At 40.2% G+C, this 19,149-nt stretch carries 24 protein-coding genes, 1 tRNA gene and 1 pseudogene; 17 read left to right on the forward strand and 9 right to left on the reverse strand.

Going from position 1 to position 19,149, the window contains the following annotated elements; all coding sequences use genetic code 11:
- Nucleotides 1-26: 26 nt before the first annotated feature.
- The 3 genes from AB2B47_RS03195 to AB2B47_RS03205 are packed head-to-tail and all read left to right on the forward strand — an operon-like array spanning nt 27 to nt 1,871.
- Nucleotides 27-392, forward strand: a complete 366-nt coding sequence (locus tag AB2B47_RS03195) for a GntR family transcriptional regulator (protein ID WP_006149409.1) — start codon at nt 27-29, stop codon at nt 390-392.
- 3 nt (nt 393-395) lie between these two features.
- Nucleotides 396-1,091, forward strand: coding sequence for an ABC transporter ATP-binding protein (locus tag AB2B47_RS03200; protein WP_004250779.1), 696 nt, complete (start codon nt 396-398; stop codon nt 1,089-1,091).
- A 15-nt stretch (nt 1,092-1,106) separates the two neighbouring features.
- Nucleotides 1,107-1,871, forward strand: coding sequence for a hypothetical protein (locus AB2B47_RS03205; protein ID WP_320693612.1), 765 nt, complete (start codon nt 1,107-1,109; stop codon nt 1,869-1,871).
- Between the two features lie 69 nt (nt 1,872-1,940).
- On the opposite strand, the gene AB2B47_RS03210 is transcribed toward AB2B47_RS03205, so the two are convergent.
- A complete protein-coding gene (locus AB2B47_RS03210) occupies nt 1,941-2,636 on the reverse strand; it encodes an LrgB family protein (protein WP_320693613.1) in 696 nt (231 codons plus the stop codon).
- Nucleotides 2,633-3,007, reverse strand: coding sequence for a CidA/LrgA family protein (locus AB2B47_RS03215; protein ID WP_036759040.1), 375 nt, complete (start codon nt 3,005-3,007; stop codon nt 2,633-2,635). The genes AB2B47_RS03210 and AB2B47_RS03215 overlap by 4 nt, the downstream gene beginning before the upstream one ends.
- 180 nt (nt 3,008-3,187) lie before the next feature.
- Between AB2B47_RS03215 and AB2B47_RS03220 the strand changes: the two genes are divergently transcribed.
- From AB2B47_RS03220 to queF, 7 genes are all read left to right on the forward strand, one after another.
- Nucleotides 3,188-3,562, forward strand: coding sequence for a MarR family winged helix-turn-helix transcriptional regulator (locus tag AB2B47_RS03220; protein ID WP_320693614.1), 375 nt, complete (start codon nt 3,188-3,190; stop codon nt 3,560-3,562).
- A 100-nt stretch (nt 3,563-3,662) separates the two neighbouring features.
- On the forward strand, nt 3,663-3,884 hold the full coding sequence (locus AB2B47_RS03225; protein ID WP_320693615.1) for a DUF4649 family protein: 222 nt from the start codon (nt 3,663-3,665) through the stop codon (nt 3,882-3,884).
- 14 nt (nt 3,885-3,898) lie between these two features.
- Nucleotides 3,899-4,213: a thioredoxin gene (gene trxA, locus AB2B47_RS03230; RefSeq protein ID WP_001029581.1), complete on the forward strand. Its 315-nt coding sequence runs from the start codon at nt 3,899-3,901 to the stop codon at nt 4,211-4,213.
- A gap of 202 nt (nt 4,214-4,415) precedes the next feature.
- Nucleotides 4,416-5,069, forward strand: coding sequence for a 7-cyano-7-deazaguanine synthase QueC (gene queC / locus AB2B47_RS03235; protein ID WP_004250769.1), 654 nt, complete (start codon nt 4,416-4,418; stop codon nt 5,067-5,069).
- Nucleotides 5,069-5,512 carry a 6-carboxytetrahydropterin synthase QueD gene (queD, locus tag AB2B47_RS03240; RefSeq protein WP_000464566.1) on the forward strand — a complete coding sequence of 148 codons (444 nt, stop codon included), beginning with the start codon at nt 5,069-5,071 and terminating at the stop codon, nt 5,510-5,512. The genes queC and queD overlap by 1 nt, the downstream gene beginning before the upstream one ends.
- Complete coding sequence (gene queE, locus AB2B47_RS03245; protein ID WP_320693616.1) at nt 5,505-6,221, forward strand: 7-carboxy-7-deazaguanine synthase QueE; 717 nt, start codon at nt 5,505-5,507, stop codon at nt 6,219-6,221. Before queD ends, queE begins: the two co-directional genes overlap by 8 nt.
- Before the next feature lie 18 nt (nt 6,222-6,239).
- Nucleotides 6,240-6,731, forward strand: coding sequence for a preQ(1) synthase (gene queF / locus AB2B47_RS03250; protein WP_320693617.1), 492 nt, complete (start codon nt 6,240-6,242; stop codon nt 6,729-6,731).
- Between the two features lie 216 nt (nt 6,732-6,947).
- Here queF and AB2B47_RS03255 read toward each other — a convergent pair whose 3' ends face one another.
- Nucleotides 6,948-7,616, reverse strand: coding sequence for an MIP/aquaporin family protein (locus AB2B47_RS03255; RefSeq protein ID WP_320693618.1), 669 nt, complete (start codon nt 7,614-7,616; stop codon nt 6,948-6,950).
- Nucleotides 7,617-7,953: 337 nt separating this feature from the next.
- On the opposite strand from AB2B47_RS03255, the gene AB2B47_RS03260 reads away from it, so the two are divergent.
- The gene (locus AB2B47_RS03260) at nt 7,954-8,718 is read left to right on the forward strand and encodes a (S)-acetoin forming diacetyl reductase (protein ID WP_155171706.1); all 765 of its coding nucleotides are present in this window, start codon (nt 7,954-7,956) and stop codon (nt 8,716-8,718) included.
- Nucleotides 8,719-9,031: 313 nt separating this feature from the next.
- Here AB2B47_RS03260 and AB2B47_RS03265 read toward each other — a convergent pair whose 3' ends face one another.
- The 5 genes from AB2B47_RS03265 to AB2B47_RS03285 form a co-directional block, all read right to left on the reverse strand.
- Nucleotides 9,032-9,775, reverse strand: coding sequence for a 16S rRNA (uracil(1498)-N(3))-methyltransferase (locus tag AB2B47_RS03265; RefSeq protein WP_036758373.1), 744 nt, complete (start codon nt 9,773-9,775; stop codon nt 9,032-9,034).
- Nucleotide 9,776: 1 nt separating this feature from the next.
- On the reverse strand, nt 9,777-10,727 hold the full coding sequence (gene prmA, locus AB2B47_RS03270; RefSeq protein WP_281137491.1) for a 50S ribosomal protein L11 methyltransferase: 951 nt from the start codon (nt 10,725-10,727) through the stop codon (nt 9,777-9,779).
- Nucleotides 10,728-10,864: 137 nt separating this feature from the next.
- On the reverse strand, nt 10,865-11,299 hold the full coding sequence (locus AB2B47_RS03275; protein WP_320693619.1) for an NUDIX hydrolase: 435 nt from the start codon (nt 11,297-11,299) through the stop codon (nt 10,865-10,867).
- A 49-nt stretch (nt 11,300-11,348) separates the two neighbouring features.
- Nucleotides 11,349-11,891 carry a hypothetical protein gene (locus AB2B47_RS03280; protein ID WP_320693620.1) on the reverse strand — a complete coding sequence of 181 codons (543 nt, stop codon included), beginning with the start codon at nt 11,889-11,891 and terminating at the stop codon, nt 11,349-11,351.
- Between the two features lie 37 nt (nt 11,892-11,928).
- Nucleotides 11,929-12,399 (reverse strand): DUF3013 family protein, encoded by a 471-nt coding sequence (locus AB2B47_RS03285; protein ID WP_320693621.1) that lies wholly within the window; start codon nt 12,397-12,399, stop codon nt 11,929-11,931.
- A gap of 115 nt (nt 12,400-12,514) precedes the next feature.
- Between AB2B47_RS03285 and AB2B47_RS03290 the strand changes: the two genes are divergently transcribed.
- From AB2B47_RS03290 to AB2B47_RS03305, 4 genes are all read left to right on the forward strand, one after another.
- Entirely contained in the window at nt 12,515-13,786 is a 1,272-nt protein-coding gene (locus AB2B47_RS03290) for a replication-associated recombination protein A (RefSeq protein ID WP_320693716.1), read from the forward strand.
- A gap of 262 nt (nt 13,787-14,048) precedes the next feature.
- Nucleotides 14,049-14,121: transfer RNA gene (locus AB2B47_RS03295), tRNA-Lys, on the forward strand.
- A gap of 96 nt (nt 14,122-14,217) precedes the next feature.
- Nucleotides 14,218-14,631 (forward strand): helix-turn-helix domain-containing protein, encoded by a 414-nt coding sequence (locus AB2B47_RS03300; RefSeq protein WP_232672988.1) that lies wholly within the window; start codon nt 14,218-14,220, stop codon nt 14,629-14,631.
- Nucleotides 14,632-14,858: 227 nt separating this feature from the next.
- Nucleotides 14,859-15,374, forward strand: coding sequence for an HdeD family acid-resistance protein (locus AB2B47_RS03305; RefSeq protein WP_006150850.1), 516 nt, complete (start codon nt 14,859-14,861; stop codon nt 15,372-15,374).
- Between the two features lie 531 nt (nt 15,375-15,905).
- Here the strand turns inward: AB2B47_RS03305 and AB2B47_RS03310 are convergent.
- Nucleotides 15,906-16,247 (reverse strand): annotated as a pseudogene (locus tag AB2B47_RS03310) (T6SS immunity protein Tdi1 domain-containing protein); the annotation flags it as partial.
- Between the two features lie 102 nt (nt 16,248-16,349).
- Here AB2B47_RS03310 and AB2B47_RS03315 point away from each other — a divergent pair.
- Together AB2B47_RS03315 and AB2B47_RS03320 are read left to right on the forward strand one after the other, a co-directional pair.
- Complete coding sequence (locus AB2B47_RS03315) at nt 16,350-17,192, forward strand: aldo/keto reductase (RefSeq protein ID WP_006152895.1); 843 nt, start codon at nt 16,350-16,352, stop codon at nt 17,190-17,192.
- 163 nt (nt 17,193-17,355) lie between these two features.
- Nucleotides 17,356-18,501 carry a low temperature requirement protein A gene (locus tag AB2B47_RS03320; protein WP_320693623.1) on the forward strand — a complete coding sequence of 382 codons (1,146 nt, stop codon included), beginning with the start codon at nt 17,356-17,358 and terminating at the stop codon, nt 18,499-18,501.
- The last annotated feature ends 648 nt before the right edge of the window (nt 18,502-19,149 follow it).

Consider the following 19,149-nt stretch of genomic DNA (forward strand, 5'->3'; position numbering starts at 1 on the left):
AAAGAAATTGTAGAAAGGAGACCGTGATGTCCTGGACATTTGATAACAACAAACCCATTTATTTGCAGATCATGGATAAGATCAAACTGCAAATCGTTTCTCATAAACTAGAACCCAACCAACAACTTCCAACTGTCAGAGAACTGGCTAGTGAGGCTGGGGTCAATCCTAATACCATCCAACGTGCCCTATCAGACCTAGAAAGAGAAGGCTTCGTATACACCAAGCGGACTGCTGGACGTTTTGTCACAGAGGACTTGGACTTAATTCTCCAATCCCGGAAACAACTATCTGAAGAACAACTGCAGCAGTTTGTAACAGGCATGGTAGAATTTGGCTATGAAAAAGAAGAACTACCAACTGTTTTGAGAGATTATATTGAAGGAGTTTAGACTATGACCTTGTTAACGTTTGAAAATGTTTCAAAATTCTATGGAGCAAGCCCTGCTCTTCAAAATGTTTCCCTTGAAATTCCAGCAGGGAAGATTGTGGGACTCCTTGGCCCAAACGGTTCCGGAAAAACAACCCTGATTAAACTAATCAACGGTTTACTCCAACCAGAGCAAGGGCGTATCCTCATCAATGGCATGGAACCAAGCCCAGCAACTAAGGCCATTGTTTCTTATCTGCCTGATACAACCTATCTAAACGAGCAAATGAAAGTCAAGGAAGCTCTTACCTTTTTCAAGACCTTCTATAAAGATTTTAATCTGGAACGTGCTCAAGGTCTTCTTCGTGACCTTGGTATCGACGAGAATAGCCGTTTCAAGAAACTCTCAAAAGGGAACAAAGAAAAAGTTCAGTTGATCCTTGTCATGAGTCGTGATGCTCGTTTGTATGTCCTTGACGAACCTATCGGTGGTGTCGATCCCGCAGCTCGTGACTACATCTTGAACACCATCATCAACAATTACTCTCCAACTTCGACTGTCTTGATTTCAACTCACTTGATTTCCGACATCGAACCAATCTTGGATGAGATTATTTTCCTCAAGGACGGAAAAGTCGTCCGTCAAGGAAATGTGGATGATATTCGTTATGAGTCAGGTGAGTCAATCGACCAGCTCTTCCGTCATGAATTCAAAGCCTAGATAAAGGAGATTATTATGTTTTGGAATTTAGTTCGTTATGAATTTAAAAATGTTAACAAGTGGTATTTAGCCCTCTATGGTGCTGTGATCATCCTTTCTGCCCTTATCGGGGTACAGACACAATCCTTAATCAAACTACCTGAAAAAAATCTATCTGTTCTACTTGTTTTTCTATCTACTGTCTTTGGTAGTTTGATGGTTACACTTGTGATTTCAACTATCTTCTTGATTATTAAACGATTCAAAGGAAGTGTCTATGACCGACAAGGCTATCTGACTTTAACCTTGCCAGTTTCTGAACACCATATCATCACAGCCAAACTAATCGGTGCTTTTATCTGGTCGATGTTTAGCACTGCTGTCTTACTCCTATGTATCTATATTATCCTACTGTCAACAAATTATTATGAAGTTCAACTTTCTACTCTTCTATCATTTGTTGGAGAACATTTTACAGGCTTTGGTCTTACTGTCTTATCCTTCCTGCTTAGTACAATTTCAGGGATCCTCTGCATTTACTTGGCCATATCCATCGGACAACTTTTCAATGAATATCGTACTGCACTCGCTGTTGCAGCCTACATTGGTATCCGAATCGTCATTGGAGTTATAGAAGTCTTCTTCAATACCAGTGCTAACTTCTATGTCAATTCACTTGTAGGATTTAATGATAATTTCTATATGGGAGCAAGCGTAAGCATTGTTGAAGAACTCATTTTCATAGCTATCTTTTATCTCGGAACCTACTATATATTAAAGAACAAAGTAAACTTACAATAATGAATGAAGCCCCTAGCAAATAAAGCTAGAGGCTTCTTTTTACACAAAGAAATATAACATTCTTATTTTTTAACTTAATATCAAACCTGCTACGATGGGACTTACAAATACATAGAGAATACCGGTGACACCGATAGCCAGGCCACCCATAGCCCCCGCAACAGCTCCATAGCGAAAAGCTGTTCCAGTCCCAACTGCGTGACCAGTTCCTCCAAGAGCAAGACCAACAGCTACTGGATCGTCAATTTTTAGCCATTTTAGAAGCGTTGGTCCTATAACGCTGGTCAAAATGCCAGTTGCTACCACAACTACCAAGGTGATCGTCGCTATCCCTTGTAGCTTATCCGTAATTCCAACTGCCATGGCCGTCGTTACAGACTTTGGGAAAAGCGAAATCGCCAAGAAAAAATCCATACCGAAAATTTTTGCAACTAAAGCTGTAAAAACTGTATTTACAACAACAGCAAGGAAACTACTGAGCAGAATACTTCTAACATGGTGCTTCATGAGGTGAAAACTCTTATAGAGTGGAATACCGAGTGCTACTGTTGAGGGTACAATCAGGTTATTCAGATAAACCCCACCTTGATAATAGGCAGCGTAAGAAATACCAGTCAATTTCAGAAACGCTATGATAAACAAGGTCGCTAGTAGCAAAGGAGTTGTCAGAGGATGAGGGTAGTGTCTAAAGATAATCATGCCTCCGAGATAGGCTAGGATAGACAGAGCTATCCCAAAAAGTGGATTGGATACAAATTCGCTCATTTGGCACCTCTTTCTTCGTAATCACCTTCATAACGCTTTTTGATAAACTGAACGACCAACGCAATCAAAATGATATTGATGACTGCCGCAAAAAAGACAATCAAGATAATTGGTAATAAATAAGGAGCAATCACATCAAATTTCTCCATAATCCCAACTGCAGGAGGTAGAAAGAGAATGGTCATATTAGCTAGGAGAAAATTCCCAACCATGTTGACATGACGTACCCGCAACCACTTGAACTGTAGGGCTAAAAATAAAATAATCAAACCGATAATGCTTCCAGGAATAGGCAAATGGAAAAAGCTAGAGATTCCCTCACCAATCAGTGAAATGACAAAGAGAATCATTAACTGGACATATAATTTCATCGTTTACTCCACAAATAGACTTTCTGCATACCAGTTTACTCTTTTTTCAGAAAATTTCAAGGAAATACACAAGAAACATCCTTCTTGCTATCTATTCCAAAAAGTTGTATACTAATTGCGTGCGCAAGCATCTCAGATAGGCAAATCTGTTTATAACTACCATATAGAAAGGAGATTGATATGACTTACTTAGAAAAATGGTTTGACTTCAACCGCCGACAAGTAGAGCTAGAAGCTCTTTTAGAGCAAACGATCGCTGAGCAGAGTGACCAAAGCCTAACGCTCAAAGAATTCTATCTCTTGCACTTTTTAAATCAGGCTCAAGAAAAATCTTTGAGACAGATTGACCTGCCGGACAAACTCCATCTGAGTCCAAGTGCTGTATCACGAATGGTGGCACGCCTAGAAGCCAAAAACTGCGGTTTACTTAGTCGGAGATGTTGTGACCAGGATAAGCGAGCTAGTTTTATCTGCCTCACTAAGGAGGGTCAGACAACTCTTGCCTATCTACAAAAAGCTGTAGAAGAAAGCCTGTCTACAAATACAGACTGGTAATTTTAATTTTTTACAAAAAACTTGCGTGCGCAAGCAATTTTCTTGACATTCCTTTTTCCAAGGAGTAAAATGAAGACATGATTTAGCAAAGGAGAATCCTATGATTGAAATCACTTATTTAGATGCCAGCAAGCAAGAGAGAACAATGACCTTCGATTCATACGAAGAATTTGAACGTTCTCAACATGCCTGCCTGATTGGTGTCGCCGACTATTACCCTGTCCAAAAAGTAACCTACAATGGTCATGTTCTGGACTACCATGGGACTTATGGAGATGTTTTCTTCTATCTCATGAAACAAGATTTAAGCCAATATAATTAAAAAGGAGAAATACTATGGCAAAAGCAATTACAGATGCAACATTCGAACAAGAAACTAAAGACGGATTGGTCTTGGTAGACTTCTGGGCTACTTGGTGTGGTCCATGTCGTATGCAAGGTCCAATCTTGGACAAATTGTCTGAAGAACTTTCAGAAGATGTCTTGAAGATCGTTAAAATGGACGTTGATGAAAATCCAAACACAGCTCGTGCATTTGGTATCATGTCTATCCCTACTCTTCTCTTCAAGAAAGATGGACAAGTTGTTAAACAAGTGGCTGGTGTTCACACCGCAGAACAAATCAAAGCCATCGTTGCTGAATTAAGCTAATCAAAGGAGAGACCAAGTGCATTCATTTGGTCTCTTTTTTCTTGCCCTTTGCCATTTTTCAAAAAATATGCTAGACTGTAACTAGAATATTACGATGTTTGGGACATGCCATCGCTAAAAAAAACCTCTACTTGGTATTTTTTAGCTCCCTCTGGGGAGCTTTTTGCGTGCTCTGAACATTTCCCATTTTGGAAGGAGTACTATGAAACGTCAATCAGCCTTGGTCGTCTTTAGTGGCGGTCAAGATTCAACAACCTGCCTTTTCTGGGCCAAGCAACACTATGAAAGGGTCGAAGCCGTTACCTTTGCCTACGGTCAACGCCACCATTTAGAAATTCAAGTGGCCAAAGAAATCGCTGAGGAACAAGGAATTCGTCATCATATCCTAGATATGTCTCTGCTAGGACAAATTACTGAAAATGCCTTGACTTCAGATTTAGAAATTGAGCAAAAAGAAGGAGAGGTTCCTAATACTTTCGTTGACGGTCGCAATCATCTCTTTCTGTCCTTTGCGGCAGTCCTTGCCAAGCAGCGTGGAATTACGGATATCGTGACAGGAGTGTGCGAAACAGACTTCTCAGGTTATCCTGACTGTCGGGATGTCTTTGTCAAATCACTCAATGTCACGCTCAACCTTGCTATGGATTACGACTTTGTGATCCAAACGCCTCTCATGTGGCTAGACAAGGCTGAAACTTGGGAATTAGCTGACCAACTTGGTGCCTTTGACTACGTTCGTGAGAAGACCTTGACCTGCTACAATGGGATTATCGGTACTGGTTGTGGAGATTGTCCTGCCTGCCATCTACGCCAACATGGTTTAGAGGTTTATCTCTCTCAGAAAGGAGAGGCCTGATGTTTTTTGCCCCCAAAGAAATCAAACAAGAAACTGGGGAATCTCTTGTCTACAATCCTCACAGAACCTTAGTCTCAAAAGAATTTACCTTCGATGCTGCCCACCACCTCTTTCACTATGAAGGAAAGTGCAAATCCCTACACGGTCACACCTATCATCTGCAAATCGCTGTCAGTGGATTTTTAGATGATAGAGGTATGACCTACGATTTCGGAGACATCAAAGCTATCTACAAGGATTACTTAGAGCCCCACTTGGATCATCGCTATCTCAATGAAACCCTGCCCTACATGAATACGACTGCTGAAAATATGGTTTACTGGATTTTCCAAACCATGAGCCAAGAGTTGCCAGACGAGCGCGGTCTCCGTTTGGAATATGTTCGCCTCTATGAAACTCCGACTGCCTTTGCAGAGTTTAGACGGGAGTGGTTAGATGACTAAGGAACGTGTCCTCAAACTACCAGTTCTAGAAATTTTTGGGCCTACCTTTCAAGGTGAAGGTCGAGCTATTGGCCAGAAAACCATGTTTGTCCGCACTGCTGGTTGCGACTACCACTGCGACTGGTGCGACTCCGCCTTTACTTGGGATGGTTCTGAAAAACCAACTCGCATGACAGCTGATGAAGTAATCGCTGAATTAGATAAACTAGGAAGCTACGACTATGTCACCCTATCTGGGGGAAATCCTGCTATCCTAGCAGCCAACATGGCTGAGCTAGTAACCAAACTCAAGGAACGTGGGGTCACTCTGGCTGTTGAGACCCAGGGATCTCGCTGGCAAAATTGGTTAAAAGATATCGACCAAGTCACTCTGAGTCCTAAGCCTCCTTCCTCCAAGATGGAAGTCAACTTTGAGACCTTGGACTTTATCGTTTCCCAACTAGACCCAGACAAAGTCACCTTTAAAATCCCTGTCTTTGATGATGCAGATCTAGCCTTTGCCAAAAGTATTCAAGAACGCTACCAACCAGATGTCATCTTCTTATCAGCGGGAAATCCTGAGCCCAAGGCTACAGGCAATATTGTCCAAGACCAACTGGACCGCCTCAAAGAACTCTGGGAACGTGTCGCTGCCGACGATAGCTGGGGCAATGTCCGCGTCCTTCCTCAACTCCATACCCTCCTCTACGACAACCAACGTGGTGTTTAAGATTAGAAAGAAAAAATCATGTCACAACAAGAAGAAATGAAAAACCTCAGCCTCCTCGGCAACAAAGAAACCAACTACATTTTCGAATATCAACCAGAAGTCCTCGAATCCTTTGACAATCGTCATGTGAAAAATGACTATTTCATCAAGTTCAACTGTCCTGAATTCACCTCACTTTGTCCCATCACTGCTCAACCAGACTTTGCAACTATTTATATTTCCTACATTCCTGACAAGCTCTGTGTCGAGTCAAAATCCCTCAAACTCTACCTCTTTAGCTACCGAAACCATGGAGATTTTCATGAAAACTGTATCAACACTATCGGGAAAGACTTGGTCAACTTGCTAGACCCTCGCTATTTAGAAGTCTGGGGAAAATTTACACCTCGCGGTGGCATTTCAATCGATCCCTACTACAACTACGGTAGACCTGGAACCAAGTATGAAGGATTGGCAGAACAACGCCTCTTTCAACACGACCTCTATCCAGAAAAAATTGACAACCGCTAAACTCATACTCAAAAAAAATCAAAGAGCAAACTAGGAAGCTAGCCGAAGGTTGCTCAAAACACTGTTTTAAGGTTGTGGATAGAACTGACGAAGTCAGCTCAAAACACTGTTTTGAGGTTGCAGATGGAAGCTGAGGTGGTTTGAAGAGATTTTCGAAGAGTATAATACGAAAAAACCCTACCCTCCAAAATGGAGAGTAGGGTTTTTAAGTTTCAATTATTCTTCAGTTCCAAGGAAGTTTTTAGCAACAAGGGCTGCAAGAACTCCACCAACGATTGGTGCAAGGATGAAAATCCAAACTTGTTGAAGAGCTGCGCCACCTACCAATACAGCAGGAGCCAAGCTACGAGCTGGGTTTACTGAAAGTCCAGTGATGTTCAAGCCAGCTAGAATCAAAGCTGTCAATGACAAACCGATCACCAAACCAGCGATTGCGCCATTTCCTTTGCTTGCTGAAGTTACAGTCATGATGACCAAAACAAACAAGAAAGTTGCGATGACTTCAAACAAGAAACCACCAAAGACAGTTACACCGTTTGCCAAGGCATTTTCACCAAGACTTGCAGTTGACATACCTGAATTTGCCAAGAGGAAGAACACAGATCCTGATGCAAGGAAAGCACCGACTACTTGACCAAGGATGTAGTTTACAAGTTCTGAAGATGACAAACGTTTGTTAACAAACATCGCGATAGAAACAGCTGGGTTCAAGTGAGCACCTGAAACAGTTCCGATTGAGAAAGCTGCAACTACGATTGCCAAACCAAAGGCAAGAGCAATTCCAAGGTGTCCAAGACCTTCAACACCATTTCCAAAAACAACAGCTCCTGTTCCGATGAACACAAGCATAAAAGTACCGATCAATTCAGCAACAAATTTTTTCATGTTAAGTCTCCTTTTTTCAAACTATGTATTAGTCTATCAGAAGGAGGAAAGGGTTTCAAGAAATGTGCTTGGAAAATAATGTGTGCTTTTCCCCTTTACGCGATAGTTTTATTTTTCTAACTCTAAATCTCATAAAGGAAAATTTTGGATCATTTTGGTTTTGAAAAAATAATCATTTTTCTAAAAAACAAGTCTTTGTTTGACACAAATTTCACAAAGGTATATACTAAAAAGCGATAGGACTTCTTTTAGAAGTCTATCACAACTCACTTATAACCCTTTTGCTGTTCTTTTATGAACGTTTGAGTGGTATCACGGATACCAAAGGAGGAATCATATGTCTAAAGTAGCTATTGTTACAGGTGCAGGTCAAGGGATCGGTTTTGCGATTGCAAAACGATTGGTACAAGATGGCTTCAAGGTCGGAGTCTTAGACTACAATGCTGAGACAGCAGAAAAAGCAGTAGCTGAGTTATCAGCAGAGAATGCTTTTGCGGTCGTTGCTGATGTCTCCAAACAAGCTGAAGTGGCTGCAGCTTTCCAAAAAGTTGTGGATCATTTCGGAGATTTAAATGTTGTCGTTAACAACGCTGGTGTTGCTCCAACTACACCACTTGATACGATTACAGAAGAACAATTTGAACGCACTTTTGCCATCAACGTTGGTGGTGTCATCTGGGGTGCTCAAGTTGCACAAGCTCAATTCAAGGCGCTTGGCCATGGCGGAAAAATCATCAATGCAACTTCACAAGCAGGTGTTGTAGGTAACCCTAACTTGACTGTCTATGGTGGTACTAAGTTTGCAGTTCGTGGTATCACTCAAACTTTGGCACGTGACTTGGCTGATTCAGGTATTACTGTCAATGCGTATGCACCTGGTATCGTTAAGACTCCAATGATGTATGATATCGCTCATGAAGTTGGTAAGAACGCTGGTAAAGATGACGAATGGGGTATGCAAACTTTCGCTAAAGATATTACCCTTAAACGTTTGTCCGAACCCGAAGATGTCGCTGCAGCGGTTAGCTTCCTTGCTGGACCAGATTCAAACTACATTACAGGTCAAACCATTATCGTCGATGGTGGTATGCAATTCCATTAAGATAAAAAATAAGAGGTTGGATTAAATCTAACCTCTTTTATCATCTATACGACTCCAATTTCCAGAGTCATTTTTTTATTAGTGAAAATAATCTTTCTTCAAGACTAGAAATACTCTCCTGCTCTATATAGTATGATTTTCCCTGTTTTAATAGAACACAAGATTAGGAACAGTTTGGATATCCATTTTTTCTGCGAAATCATCAAAAAATTAAAGATTCCCATTGCCATTATGGATTCGCTTATTGACTCTTTCACGCACCCTTTCAAGCGCATAAAAAATCACCTTTTCTAGGTGATTTTTTCATAGTCTCTTATTTTTTCAATTCAAGCAAAACACTTATGGCAGACAAGGCGTAAAGCGGCGCTGTTTCGGCTCGTAGGATGCGAGGCCCAAGTCCTGCTAGAACTGCTCCTTTAGCTTCAAAAGATTCAATTTCTGCAGGTGAGAGACCTCCTTCTGGACCAAAGATAAAGAGCAGTTTGGCTCCCTTTTCAAGCTCAGCAACTGCTTGTATAAGTGCAGCTGATTCTCCTTCTTTAGCTGACTCTTCATAAGCCACCACAATAGAATCAAACTGATCCAGTTGGGCTAGAAAGTCTGCCTTTTTCTCAAAAAGGGTAATACTTGGGACTAGATTCCGCTTGCTTTGCTCGGCAGCACCAAGGGCGATTTTTTCTAGTTTTTCGACCTTTTTACCCAGTTTCTTGCCATCCCACTTGGCAACTGACCAGTCTGCGGGAAAGGCCCATATCTGGCTAGCACCCAGTTCCGTCACCTTTTGAGTGATAAACTCTAGCTTATCTCCTTTGGGAAAGCCTGATGCGATGGTCACTTGAATTGGCAATTCTACATTGTCAGCCAATTCTTCAATCAGCTCCAACTGACGCGCCTCTACATTTATCACGCGCGCCAAGCGCTTAATACCATCATCAAAAACTAAGGTAACCTGGTCCTCTTCTTTCAAACGCATGACCTGAAACATGTGCTTGCTGGTTTCCTTGTCCTCGATAGTGACAGGAGAGATTGCACTCCCCTTGACAAAATACTGCTGCATGCTAGCCTCCAATCACACCTGAAATATCCTTGGTTTTCTTGAAGACACAGGCATTCCATTCCCCTTGAATCATATGAGTTTCAAGGAAAAATCCAGCTGCTTCTGCTGACTCACGGACCATGTCCCACTTGTCCCTGATAATGCCACTCATGATCAGGTAACCTTCATCCTTGACCAAGCGATAAGCATCGTCTGTCAGATGAATGAGGATATCCGCCAAGATGTTGGCCACGATGACGTCTGCCTCAATCTCCACGCCTTTAAGCAAATCGCCTGGCGCCACATGGATATTTTCCATACCAGGATTGAGCTCAATATTTTCCTGAGCGACTCGAACCGCTACATCATCTAGGTCATAGGCAAAGATCTCCTTGGCACCTAGAAGTGAGCTAGCAATAGAAAGGACGCCTGAACCTGTCCCCACATCCAGCACTGTTTCGCCACCACGAAGAACCTGCTCCAAGGCAAAGAGACTCATCTTGGTCGTCGGGTGGGTTCCTGTTCCAAAGGCCATGCCAGGGTCCAGCTTGATAATCTTTTCTCCCGCTGTTGCTTCATAGTCCGTCCATGATGGCACAATGGTCAAGTCATGAGTGATGCGAGCTGGTTCATAGTATTTCTTCCAGTTGTCCGCCCAGTCTTCCTCAGCCAAGGCAGTCGTCCCCATCTTGACTTCTCCCAAATCCATAAAGTCTGTCAATTCTGCTAAACGAGCCTGCAAATCCGCTTCAACCGCTACCACATCCACCGTTTCAGGATAGTAGGCTGTCACCACGATTTCTTCCTGTTGCTCCACCTCAGGAAAAATCTCACCAAAGCGGTCCACATTACCCACATAGTCCATGCTGTCTTCGATTGCAACCCCTTGGGCGCCTAGCTCAATCAGGAGGTTAGAGACTAGCTCCTCCCCCTCACGCTTAACCGTTACTTTTAACTCTTGCCATGTTTCCATAATTAAGATACCAAGCCCATAAAACACAAAGCCAAAATAGGAAACTCTCTTAAGACACTTATGTTTAAGAGAAGTTTATCTTTTTGGCACAGTGTTTAGGGCGGGTTCAGTTTAGAAATTTAACCGAACCGTCCTTTCTAATCACTTACTTTTAAATAATCTTTTAATCTCTCTTGCAACTGAGGTACAACCTTATCTGAGCCAAGAAATTCATCAATGCTCATCAATTTATAGCCCTGTCCTTCATCTCCGAAGATGATATTGTCAAATTGTTCTTGTCTTAGCTGACCAACCATAAAGACCGATTGCTTGTCTTTAAAGATTACGCTAGGATAAATCTTGCTCCAAAGCAGACAGTCTTCATCTAAATGAATTCCCAGTTCCTCATAAACTTCACGCGCTGCGCACTCGAAAGGACTTTCGTTTCCTTCACGACCACCACCTGGCAACTCCCACATGTTGGGACAAGGGATATCGTCCTTGTCATCACGTAAGATAGTCAAGACCTTATCCCCACAAATCAAGGCAATCTTGCAACCTTGGAAATCCATTCTGCTATCCAATAATTCCATGATATTTACTCTTTTCTATGATGACAATTACTCTCTAGGAAAATACAAGCTAGCTTTCTTCGATTACCTTTTGGCAATCTGCATCCCAGTATGCCTGCCATCTACCATGTTTTTTAGCAAAATAAACGGTAAACTCATCATTTACATAATCTGCAACATAGCGAAGATTAGGCGGATTTTCCTCAAAACTTAATACCCAAGGATGGAAGTAAAAAGTTTTCTCCCACCTCTTCTGAGTATAGCCCAAATCCTTGGCAAACTGAGGGATGGGTTGTTGCAACTCGCTTTCCAAATGGGACTGAATGGCATTATCAATACTATTTAAACGAGCTAATAGTTGCTGAAACTGCTCTTCCTCTTCCGTCTTAAAACCAACTAGAAATTCAAATTCCGCAAAATCTTCAGGAAATTCAAGTTCTGTGATTTTCCCATCCTCAGCATAGCGTCCTTCCTCATTAACAAGGCGACGAGTTCCTGACTTCAATACTCTCTCGAAATCTAGATCCGCAAAGCGATTGCGGGGAAGAGAAGAGGAAGAAAACTCAGATTTATCTGACTTTCTCATAAAAATTTGTTTGATTTTCTCTAACATCCTCTCTCCTCTTTGAATTCCTTATTTTTAAAGTTTCCTAGTATCTCGGATAAGGGTAAAACTCTCCTTCTTCCAAACCGACTTTCCCTTCTTCAAAGACTTCTTGGTTCCATTCCATGACGAATTCTTCTGCTTCTGGGTCTTCCAAAAAGTCCATGAGGGCATCTAGCCCAACCTCTGCAGTATCTTTAAGGAATAGCGCAAAATAAGCTAAAAATTCACGAGAAAAACCTTTCTTCGGTAGGTAAGGGATGACCGTGAGATAGTCTTCTGCATTAACTGTTGACTTGGCAGGGTTGTAAAAAAGTACCGCTTCTTCAAAAAGGATATCATCTGACGAAACCTCTCCGTCTTCATCTAACATCTCCACCCCTGCAGCATTTTGTGCCTCTAATAGAAAACTCACTTCAACCGCATGATTGCGCTTGTCCCAGTTAATCTCATAATCAAAAGGAAAGTTCTTGTCCAACTCTTCTTGTAAAACATCTAAAAATCCATATGTTGCCATTTTGTCCTCTTTCTATACGACTCTTAAATCGCCCCGAATACTCGGAAATATGCTAAAATAGATACTACCATATTACCACATTAGTATCAGAAAATCCATGTTAGAAAGGACTGCTATGCCAGACAATCTCGCGCTTCGTATGCGCCCCAAAACCATCGACCAGGTCATTGGTCAGGAGCATCTAGTTGGACCAGGCAAGATTATCCGCCGTATGGTGGAAGCCAATCGCCTATCCTCTATGATCCTCTACGGACCTCCAGGCATCGGAAAAACCAGTATCGCTTCAGCCATCGCTGGAACAACCAAGTATGCCTTTCGGACCTTCAATGCCACAGTTGATAGTAAAAAACGCCTCCAAGAAATCGCTGAGGAAGCTAAATTCTCAGGTGGCCTTGTACTGCTACTAGACGAGATTCATCGTCTTGACAAGACGAAACAAGACTTCCTCCTTCCTCTCTTAGAAAGTGGTCTAGTCATCATGATCGGGGCGACAACTGAAAATCCTTTCTTTTCTGTCACTCCAGCCATCCGAAGTCGTGTTCAGATTTTTGAGTTGGAACCCTTGTCTAACCAAGATGTCAAAGAGGCCATTCAAATCGCCCTGACTGACCCTGAACGAGGCTTTGATTTCCCTGTCGAGTTAGATGATGATGCCCTTGATTTTATCGCAACATCTACCAACGGAGACCTCCGTTCTGCCTTTAACTCACTGGACTTGGCAGTTCTCTCCACTCCAGAAAATAATGACGGTATCCGTCATATCACGCTGAATATCATGGAAAATAGTCTCCAGAGAAGCTATATCACTATGGACAAGGATGGAGATGGACACTATGATGTTCTATCTGCCCTTCAAAAGTCCATCCGTGGCTCGGATGTGGATGCCAGTCTTCACTATGCTGCTCGCTTGATAGAGGCCGGTGACCTTCCTAGCCTAGCTCGTCGTTTGACTGTGATTGCTTATGAAGATATTGGCTTAGCCAATCCTGAAGCCCAGATTCATACTGTAACTGCTTTGGATGCAGCACAGAGGATTGGATTCCCCGAAGCCCGCATCCTCATCGCCAATGTCGTCATTGATCTGGCACTTTCACCTAAGTCTAACTCAGCCTACGTGGCTATGGATAAGGCCCTGGCTGACCTTAAAACATCCGGTCACCTACCAATTCCACGTCACTTGCGAGATGGTCACTATAGCGGTAGCAAGGAACTAGGGAACGCCCAAAATTATCTCTATCCACATAATTATCCTGGCCACTGGGTCAAGCAAGAGTACTTGCCTGAAAAAATCCGCAACCATAGCTACTTCTCACCAGAAGATAGTGGAAAATACGAACGGGCTCTGGCTCAACGTAAGGAAACCATTGATAAATTACGAAACTCGTGAAATCCTTTTCAAAATTTTTAATTTTCCCTTGATTTTTTTTGAAAAAGTGGTATCATATAATCATAGAAACGCTGTGGTGTACGACTTTACATTTAAGTGTTGACCGACTATTTTGTGTATTATTAGGGAAACAAAAGTCTTCTAACAGCATGTAGGCCGTCTCACACGGAAACAGCTTCAGTTAGAGCGAGTTGCCCACCTGCTTAATTGCGCGGGTTCAATACAAACCGTGAAGTTTCGGCACCAATACAGCTTTTTATTTGCCTCCTTAGCTCAGTTGGTAGAGCAGTAGACTCTTAATCTATGGGTCACAGGTTCGAGCCCTGTAGGGGGCATCTAAATCAACAGGAAAAAGCCTTTATTTATAAGGCTTTTTTGCTTGTCTATAACTGATTTGCCCCATCATTTGCCCCACATTTTTTTTATGAGCAATCTTTCCAGACATCTCTGATTATGAAAAACAAAAAAGCTATCCTACCTTTGCAAATTTGGATAAGATAGCGGAATATTTTAATGCAACTCCAACCCAACTCTTTGGAACGAGTAAAGAGATTGAGTTAGAAAAGAGTGTTCTTGAATCTAATGAATACTCTGATAAAGTAAGTGAGATTTTAAAAGCTGTCAAATATATCGAAGATTTTCTAGAAACTGATGGACAGTACTTAGAGGATTTACTTTACTTAACAAGAGGCAACCAACTATACACAGAAGATGGAGATGAGTTGTATATTGATCCAACTTCTCAGAAAAGAACACTTCATAACCAATATGAACCTGGTTTTATTGAAGCAAGGGATAAATCTCCACTAGAGCTCTTAATTGAAAATAAGGAGCTATTAGATTAAATAAAAAAAGCGAGGATATCCTCGCTTCAGATTGAAGTTAAAATCTTTAGAAGACACTTTTATAAGGACTTTGTCTTCAATCTGTGAAAAGGAGTGAAAACTCCTTTTCTTTTTGTAAGTCAGACTGAAACTTCCAAATTGTTTATTTATTTTATTGACATTTTCTATAAAAATAAGTATAATAGTTTTATTAGAAAACTATACTATATAGGATAGGGGGTATTGAAATGAAATTTTCTAATCGTTTACTGCTATTCCTTGCAGGAGTTGTTTTTGTCCTTTTAGGACTTTTCCTATTTACAAACCCAGTAGCTAATCTTGTTGCTTACAGCTGGTGGATTTCATTTGGTTTACTGGTTTCTTCTATAGCAGCTATTTTAGGCTATTTCTCTGCACCAAAAGAGCTTCGCTCACCTGTTTATCTTTTCCAAGGATTTGTTAGTCTTCTCTTAGCTCTTTACCTCGTTGCTTATGGCTTTGTGACCCTGCCGGTCGTCATTCCGACCATTGTAGGAATTTGGTTAATTGTAGAAGCCATTATTGCTTTCTTTAAAGGCAATCGTCTAAGATTGATTTTCCCTATTATTGGTAGCAATATCACGTGGGTAGCCTTGCTTGAATTTTTACTAGGTCTAGTGATTCTGTTCAATCCAGTGGCTACAGGTGTCTTTGTCGTTTATGTCATTGCCTTTTCAGTTTTAGTTACTGGCTTCACCTACATTATTGAGGCCTTTCGTAAATAGTCTAGTTGCTATTTCTATCGCATTCAAAAAAGCTGGGAAATCATATTCTCAGCTTTTTTGTCTCTTTAATTATCACTTTTTCGCATTCCATTCTGCGTAGAAATTTGTTTTTCCATTTTATTCTCCAATTTGATCTCGCACTGACATTTATTTATAACAAAACTATATATCTAGAATAGCATAATCATTAGGTATTATAGGTTTTCAAACAAAATACGAGTCATTCGTTTTTGCCCCACTTTTGCCCCATTTTTAAATCCTGACATTGAAAATACCTAAAAGTATTTCCCTAAAATCAGCTATATTTCAACATTTTTGTTTATTTTCAATATGAAAAGTTCTTACAAATCCATGTAGGGGGCCTCTAAACAACAGGAAAAAGCCTTGATTTATAAGGCTTTTTTGCTTGTCATTTTGTTTTTTGTACCAAAAAGTTTATATTCACAAAATAAGCGACTCTCATCAAAGACTCGCTATTTATCTAACACCTCGATTTAATAGAAAAAAACACCTCACGGTGATTACTTATTATCAATCGTCCATTACTCCGCCTGTAAGTTGGTACATGAGATAAATGTGCTCCAAGGTTTTTAGCTTATCCATATGTTCCACATCTTTAAAGGCACCTAATGCTAGTAAAGGAACAAAACCGAAACATTGGTTATAAGACAAGGGACCATCTTTTAACACAGCCTGTCTATATAAATCCAGTTCAAAGTTATCAGTCACATATGAGTTATCTAAATACTGAAGAAAATATTTCAAGCTCTTGATAATAATGTCGCAGTTTTGAAGATTGTATTTTACAATACCAACAAATTCATTCTCTTCCCAAGTAATAATATCTCCAAAGGCTGTTACGAACATCGGAAAAAGAAGTAAGGAACTATTCATAATAATAGCCGTAGCAAATCTTTGCATTTTTGCCTTATCTTATTTAAGATAGTACTATTAAAAAAAGAAAAGGTGAAAATCATGGAAACATATACACTTGCAAATGGGGTTGCTATTCCTAAAATTGGTTTTGGAACTTGGCAAATTGCTGAAGGCGAAGAAGCCTATAACAGCGTTAGCTTCGCACTTAAGGCGGGTTACACACATATTGATACCGCACAAATTTACGGTAACGAGGTTTCTGTAGGTAAGGCGATTGCTGATAGTGATTTGGCACGTGAGGATATTTTCCTAACTACCAAACTTTGGAATGATAAGCACGATTACGAGTTGGCTAAGACTTCTATCGATGAGTCTCTCGAAAGACTTGGTGTGGATTATTTGGATCTTTTGCTTATCCATTGGCCTAATCCAAAGGCGCTTCGTGAGAATGATGCTTGGAAGTCTGGTAATGCAGGCGCTTGGAAGGCAATGGAAGAAGCCTACAAAGAAGGTAAGGTGCGTGCTATCGGTGTGTCTAACTTTATGCAACATCACCTAGAAGCTCTTCTTGAAACAGCTGAAATTGTGCCACATGTCAATCAAATCCTCTTGGCTCCAGGTTGTGACCAAAAAGACTTAGTTGCCTATTGCCAAGAGCGCGATATCCTTCTTGAAGCCTATAGTCCACTAGGTACAGGTGGTATTTTTGGAAATGAAGATGTTGAAGCAGTGGCTGAACGTAACGGTAAATCTGTGGCACAAGTTGCTCTGCGTTGGAGCCTTCAAAAAGGTTTCTTGCCACTACCTAAGTCTGTGACACCTAAAAATATAAAAGCTAACTTGGATATCTTCGGCTTCGACTTATCAGAGGAAGATATGGCGGTCTTGGATAAGATTCAAGGCATCAAAACTCAGGATGATCCTGACAAAGTTAATTTTTAATAGGATTTTAATCAACTCGTCAGGGTTGCTTTTTCAAGTAAATGACAAAAGAAGTCAAGATTTTGACAATTCGCGCCACATGAAATTATTTAAGCATATCCTTTTCTTTCATTACCATTTTCTGTTATAATGTATTGTATTTCTAAAATAGAAAGGTATTAATATGACAACTCTTATTAAGCATAAACGTGTAGAATTTTCAGAACTTTTTTATGACCTAGTTTTTGTTTTTGCAATTTCAAAAGTAACTACTTTAATTGAGCATCTTCATAACGGTATTTTGACTTGGAATTCTTTCCTTGATTTTTTCATAGCTGTCTTGGTTCTCACCGATTCCTGGATGATTCAAACCCTTTATACCAATCGCTATGGAAAGAACTCTTTATTTAACATGGTAATCATGTTTATCAAAATGGGAATTTTACTCTTTATAGCCAATATGATGGGACCTGATTGGCAACAATATTTTCATTATCTCTGTTGGGCTATTGGTACATTAACCTTTACCTTATTTTTACAATATTTGGTTGAATTTTTTAGAAAATCAACCGATAATGCTAATCGGGAAAGTATCAAAGGTTTTCTATGGATAACAGGTCTAGGAAGTTTAGGAGTCTATCTGGCAGCTCTTTTTCCTATTTACGTTGGGGTCTCTATCTTATTTGCTAGTATTCTGCTAACATTTATTATGCCAATTATCTTGCTTAGTAAAGATAAGCATTACCAGGTAAATCTCCCCCATTTAATCGAGCGCATCTCCCTTCTTGTCATTATTACGTTTGGAGAGATGATTATGGGGCTAGCTAACTTCTTTACAATCGAGAATTTCTCGATTTATTCGGTTCTTTATTTCATAATTATGATTTCTCTGTTCTTGTTTTATTTTGGTCAATTCGACCATGCTATTGATCAAAAATCTAATCAAAAGGGACTATTTCTAATTTACAGTCACTATCCTATTTTCATTGGGCTTATGATGATGACTGTATCGATGAGTTTTCTTCTGAATCCTGAAGCTAATCGTCTCTTTGCAACCAGCTTCTCTTATATCGGATTTGGCCTCTTTCAAGCTGCTGTCCTAGTAAATGGGCCCTATAACAAAAACTATCTTCGCTATTCGAAAAGTTACTACTGTGTCCAAGCGACACTCTATCTGGCTGCCTTGATTCTCTCTTTAATCTTTGCTTCTAATCCTATAATAGTAGTGAGTATAACAACCATTTTAGCTCTAGCTATAGCCACTCATTTTATTTATTTTTATATGACACAGAATAAAAAATATTCCAAATCTAACTGGGGGTTCTTTTAATGAGTTTATAACATAAAAAAGCTTTGGGAACCAAGGCTTTTTTTTCATTAATTTGTTTTTCCATTTTATCCTCCGATTTGAACTCGCACTGACATTTATTTATAACAACACTATATATCTAGTATGGCATAATCATTAGGTATTATAGATTTTCAAACCAAATGTGAGTCATTCGTTTTTGCCCCACTTTTGCCACGTTTTTAAAGCCTGACAGTGAAAACACCTAAAAGTATTTCCCTAAAATCAGCTATATTTCAACACTTTTGTTTATTTTCAATATGAAAAGTTCTTACAAATCCATGCAGGGGGCATCTAAATCAACAGGAAAAAGCCTTGATTTCAAGGCTTTTTTGATGTCAAATAACTTTTTGTAGCAAATCATTATAAAGGTTTTCCAACCTTATCAAACTTATCATTTATTCTCAATCAATTGCTAGCAATATTTGATAAGACCAACTGTTTTTTACAGTACAGAGCTAGTCTATAATTAACTAAACTATACTAATTTGTGCCCATATTACATGGCCAATCCGCATAGAGATTAAAATGGGCTATTATGAATTCATAAATTTTCGCAACAGAACAAGAGCAAGTCATTTAGAAATAAAAGAGAAGAGAATCTTTCACTCTCTTCTTAGTATATCTTAT

Source organism: Streptococcus wuxiensis (assembly GCF_040888245.1).
Lineage (GTDB): Bacteria > Bacillota > Bacilli > Lactobacillales > Streptococcaceae > Streptococcus > Streptococcus wuxiensis.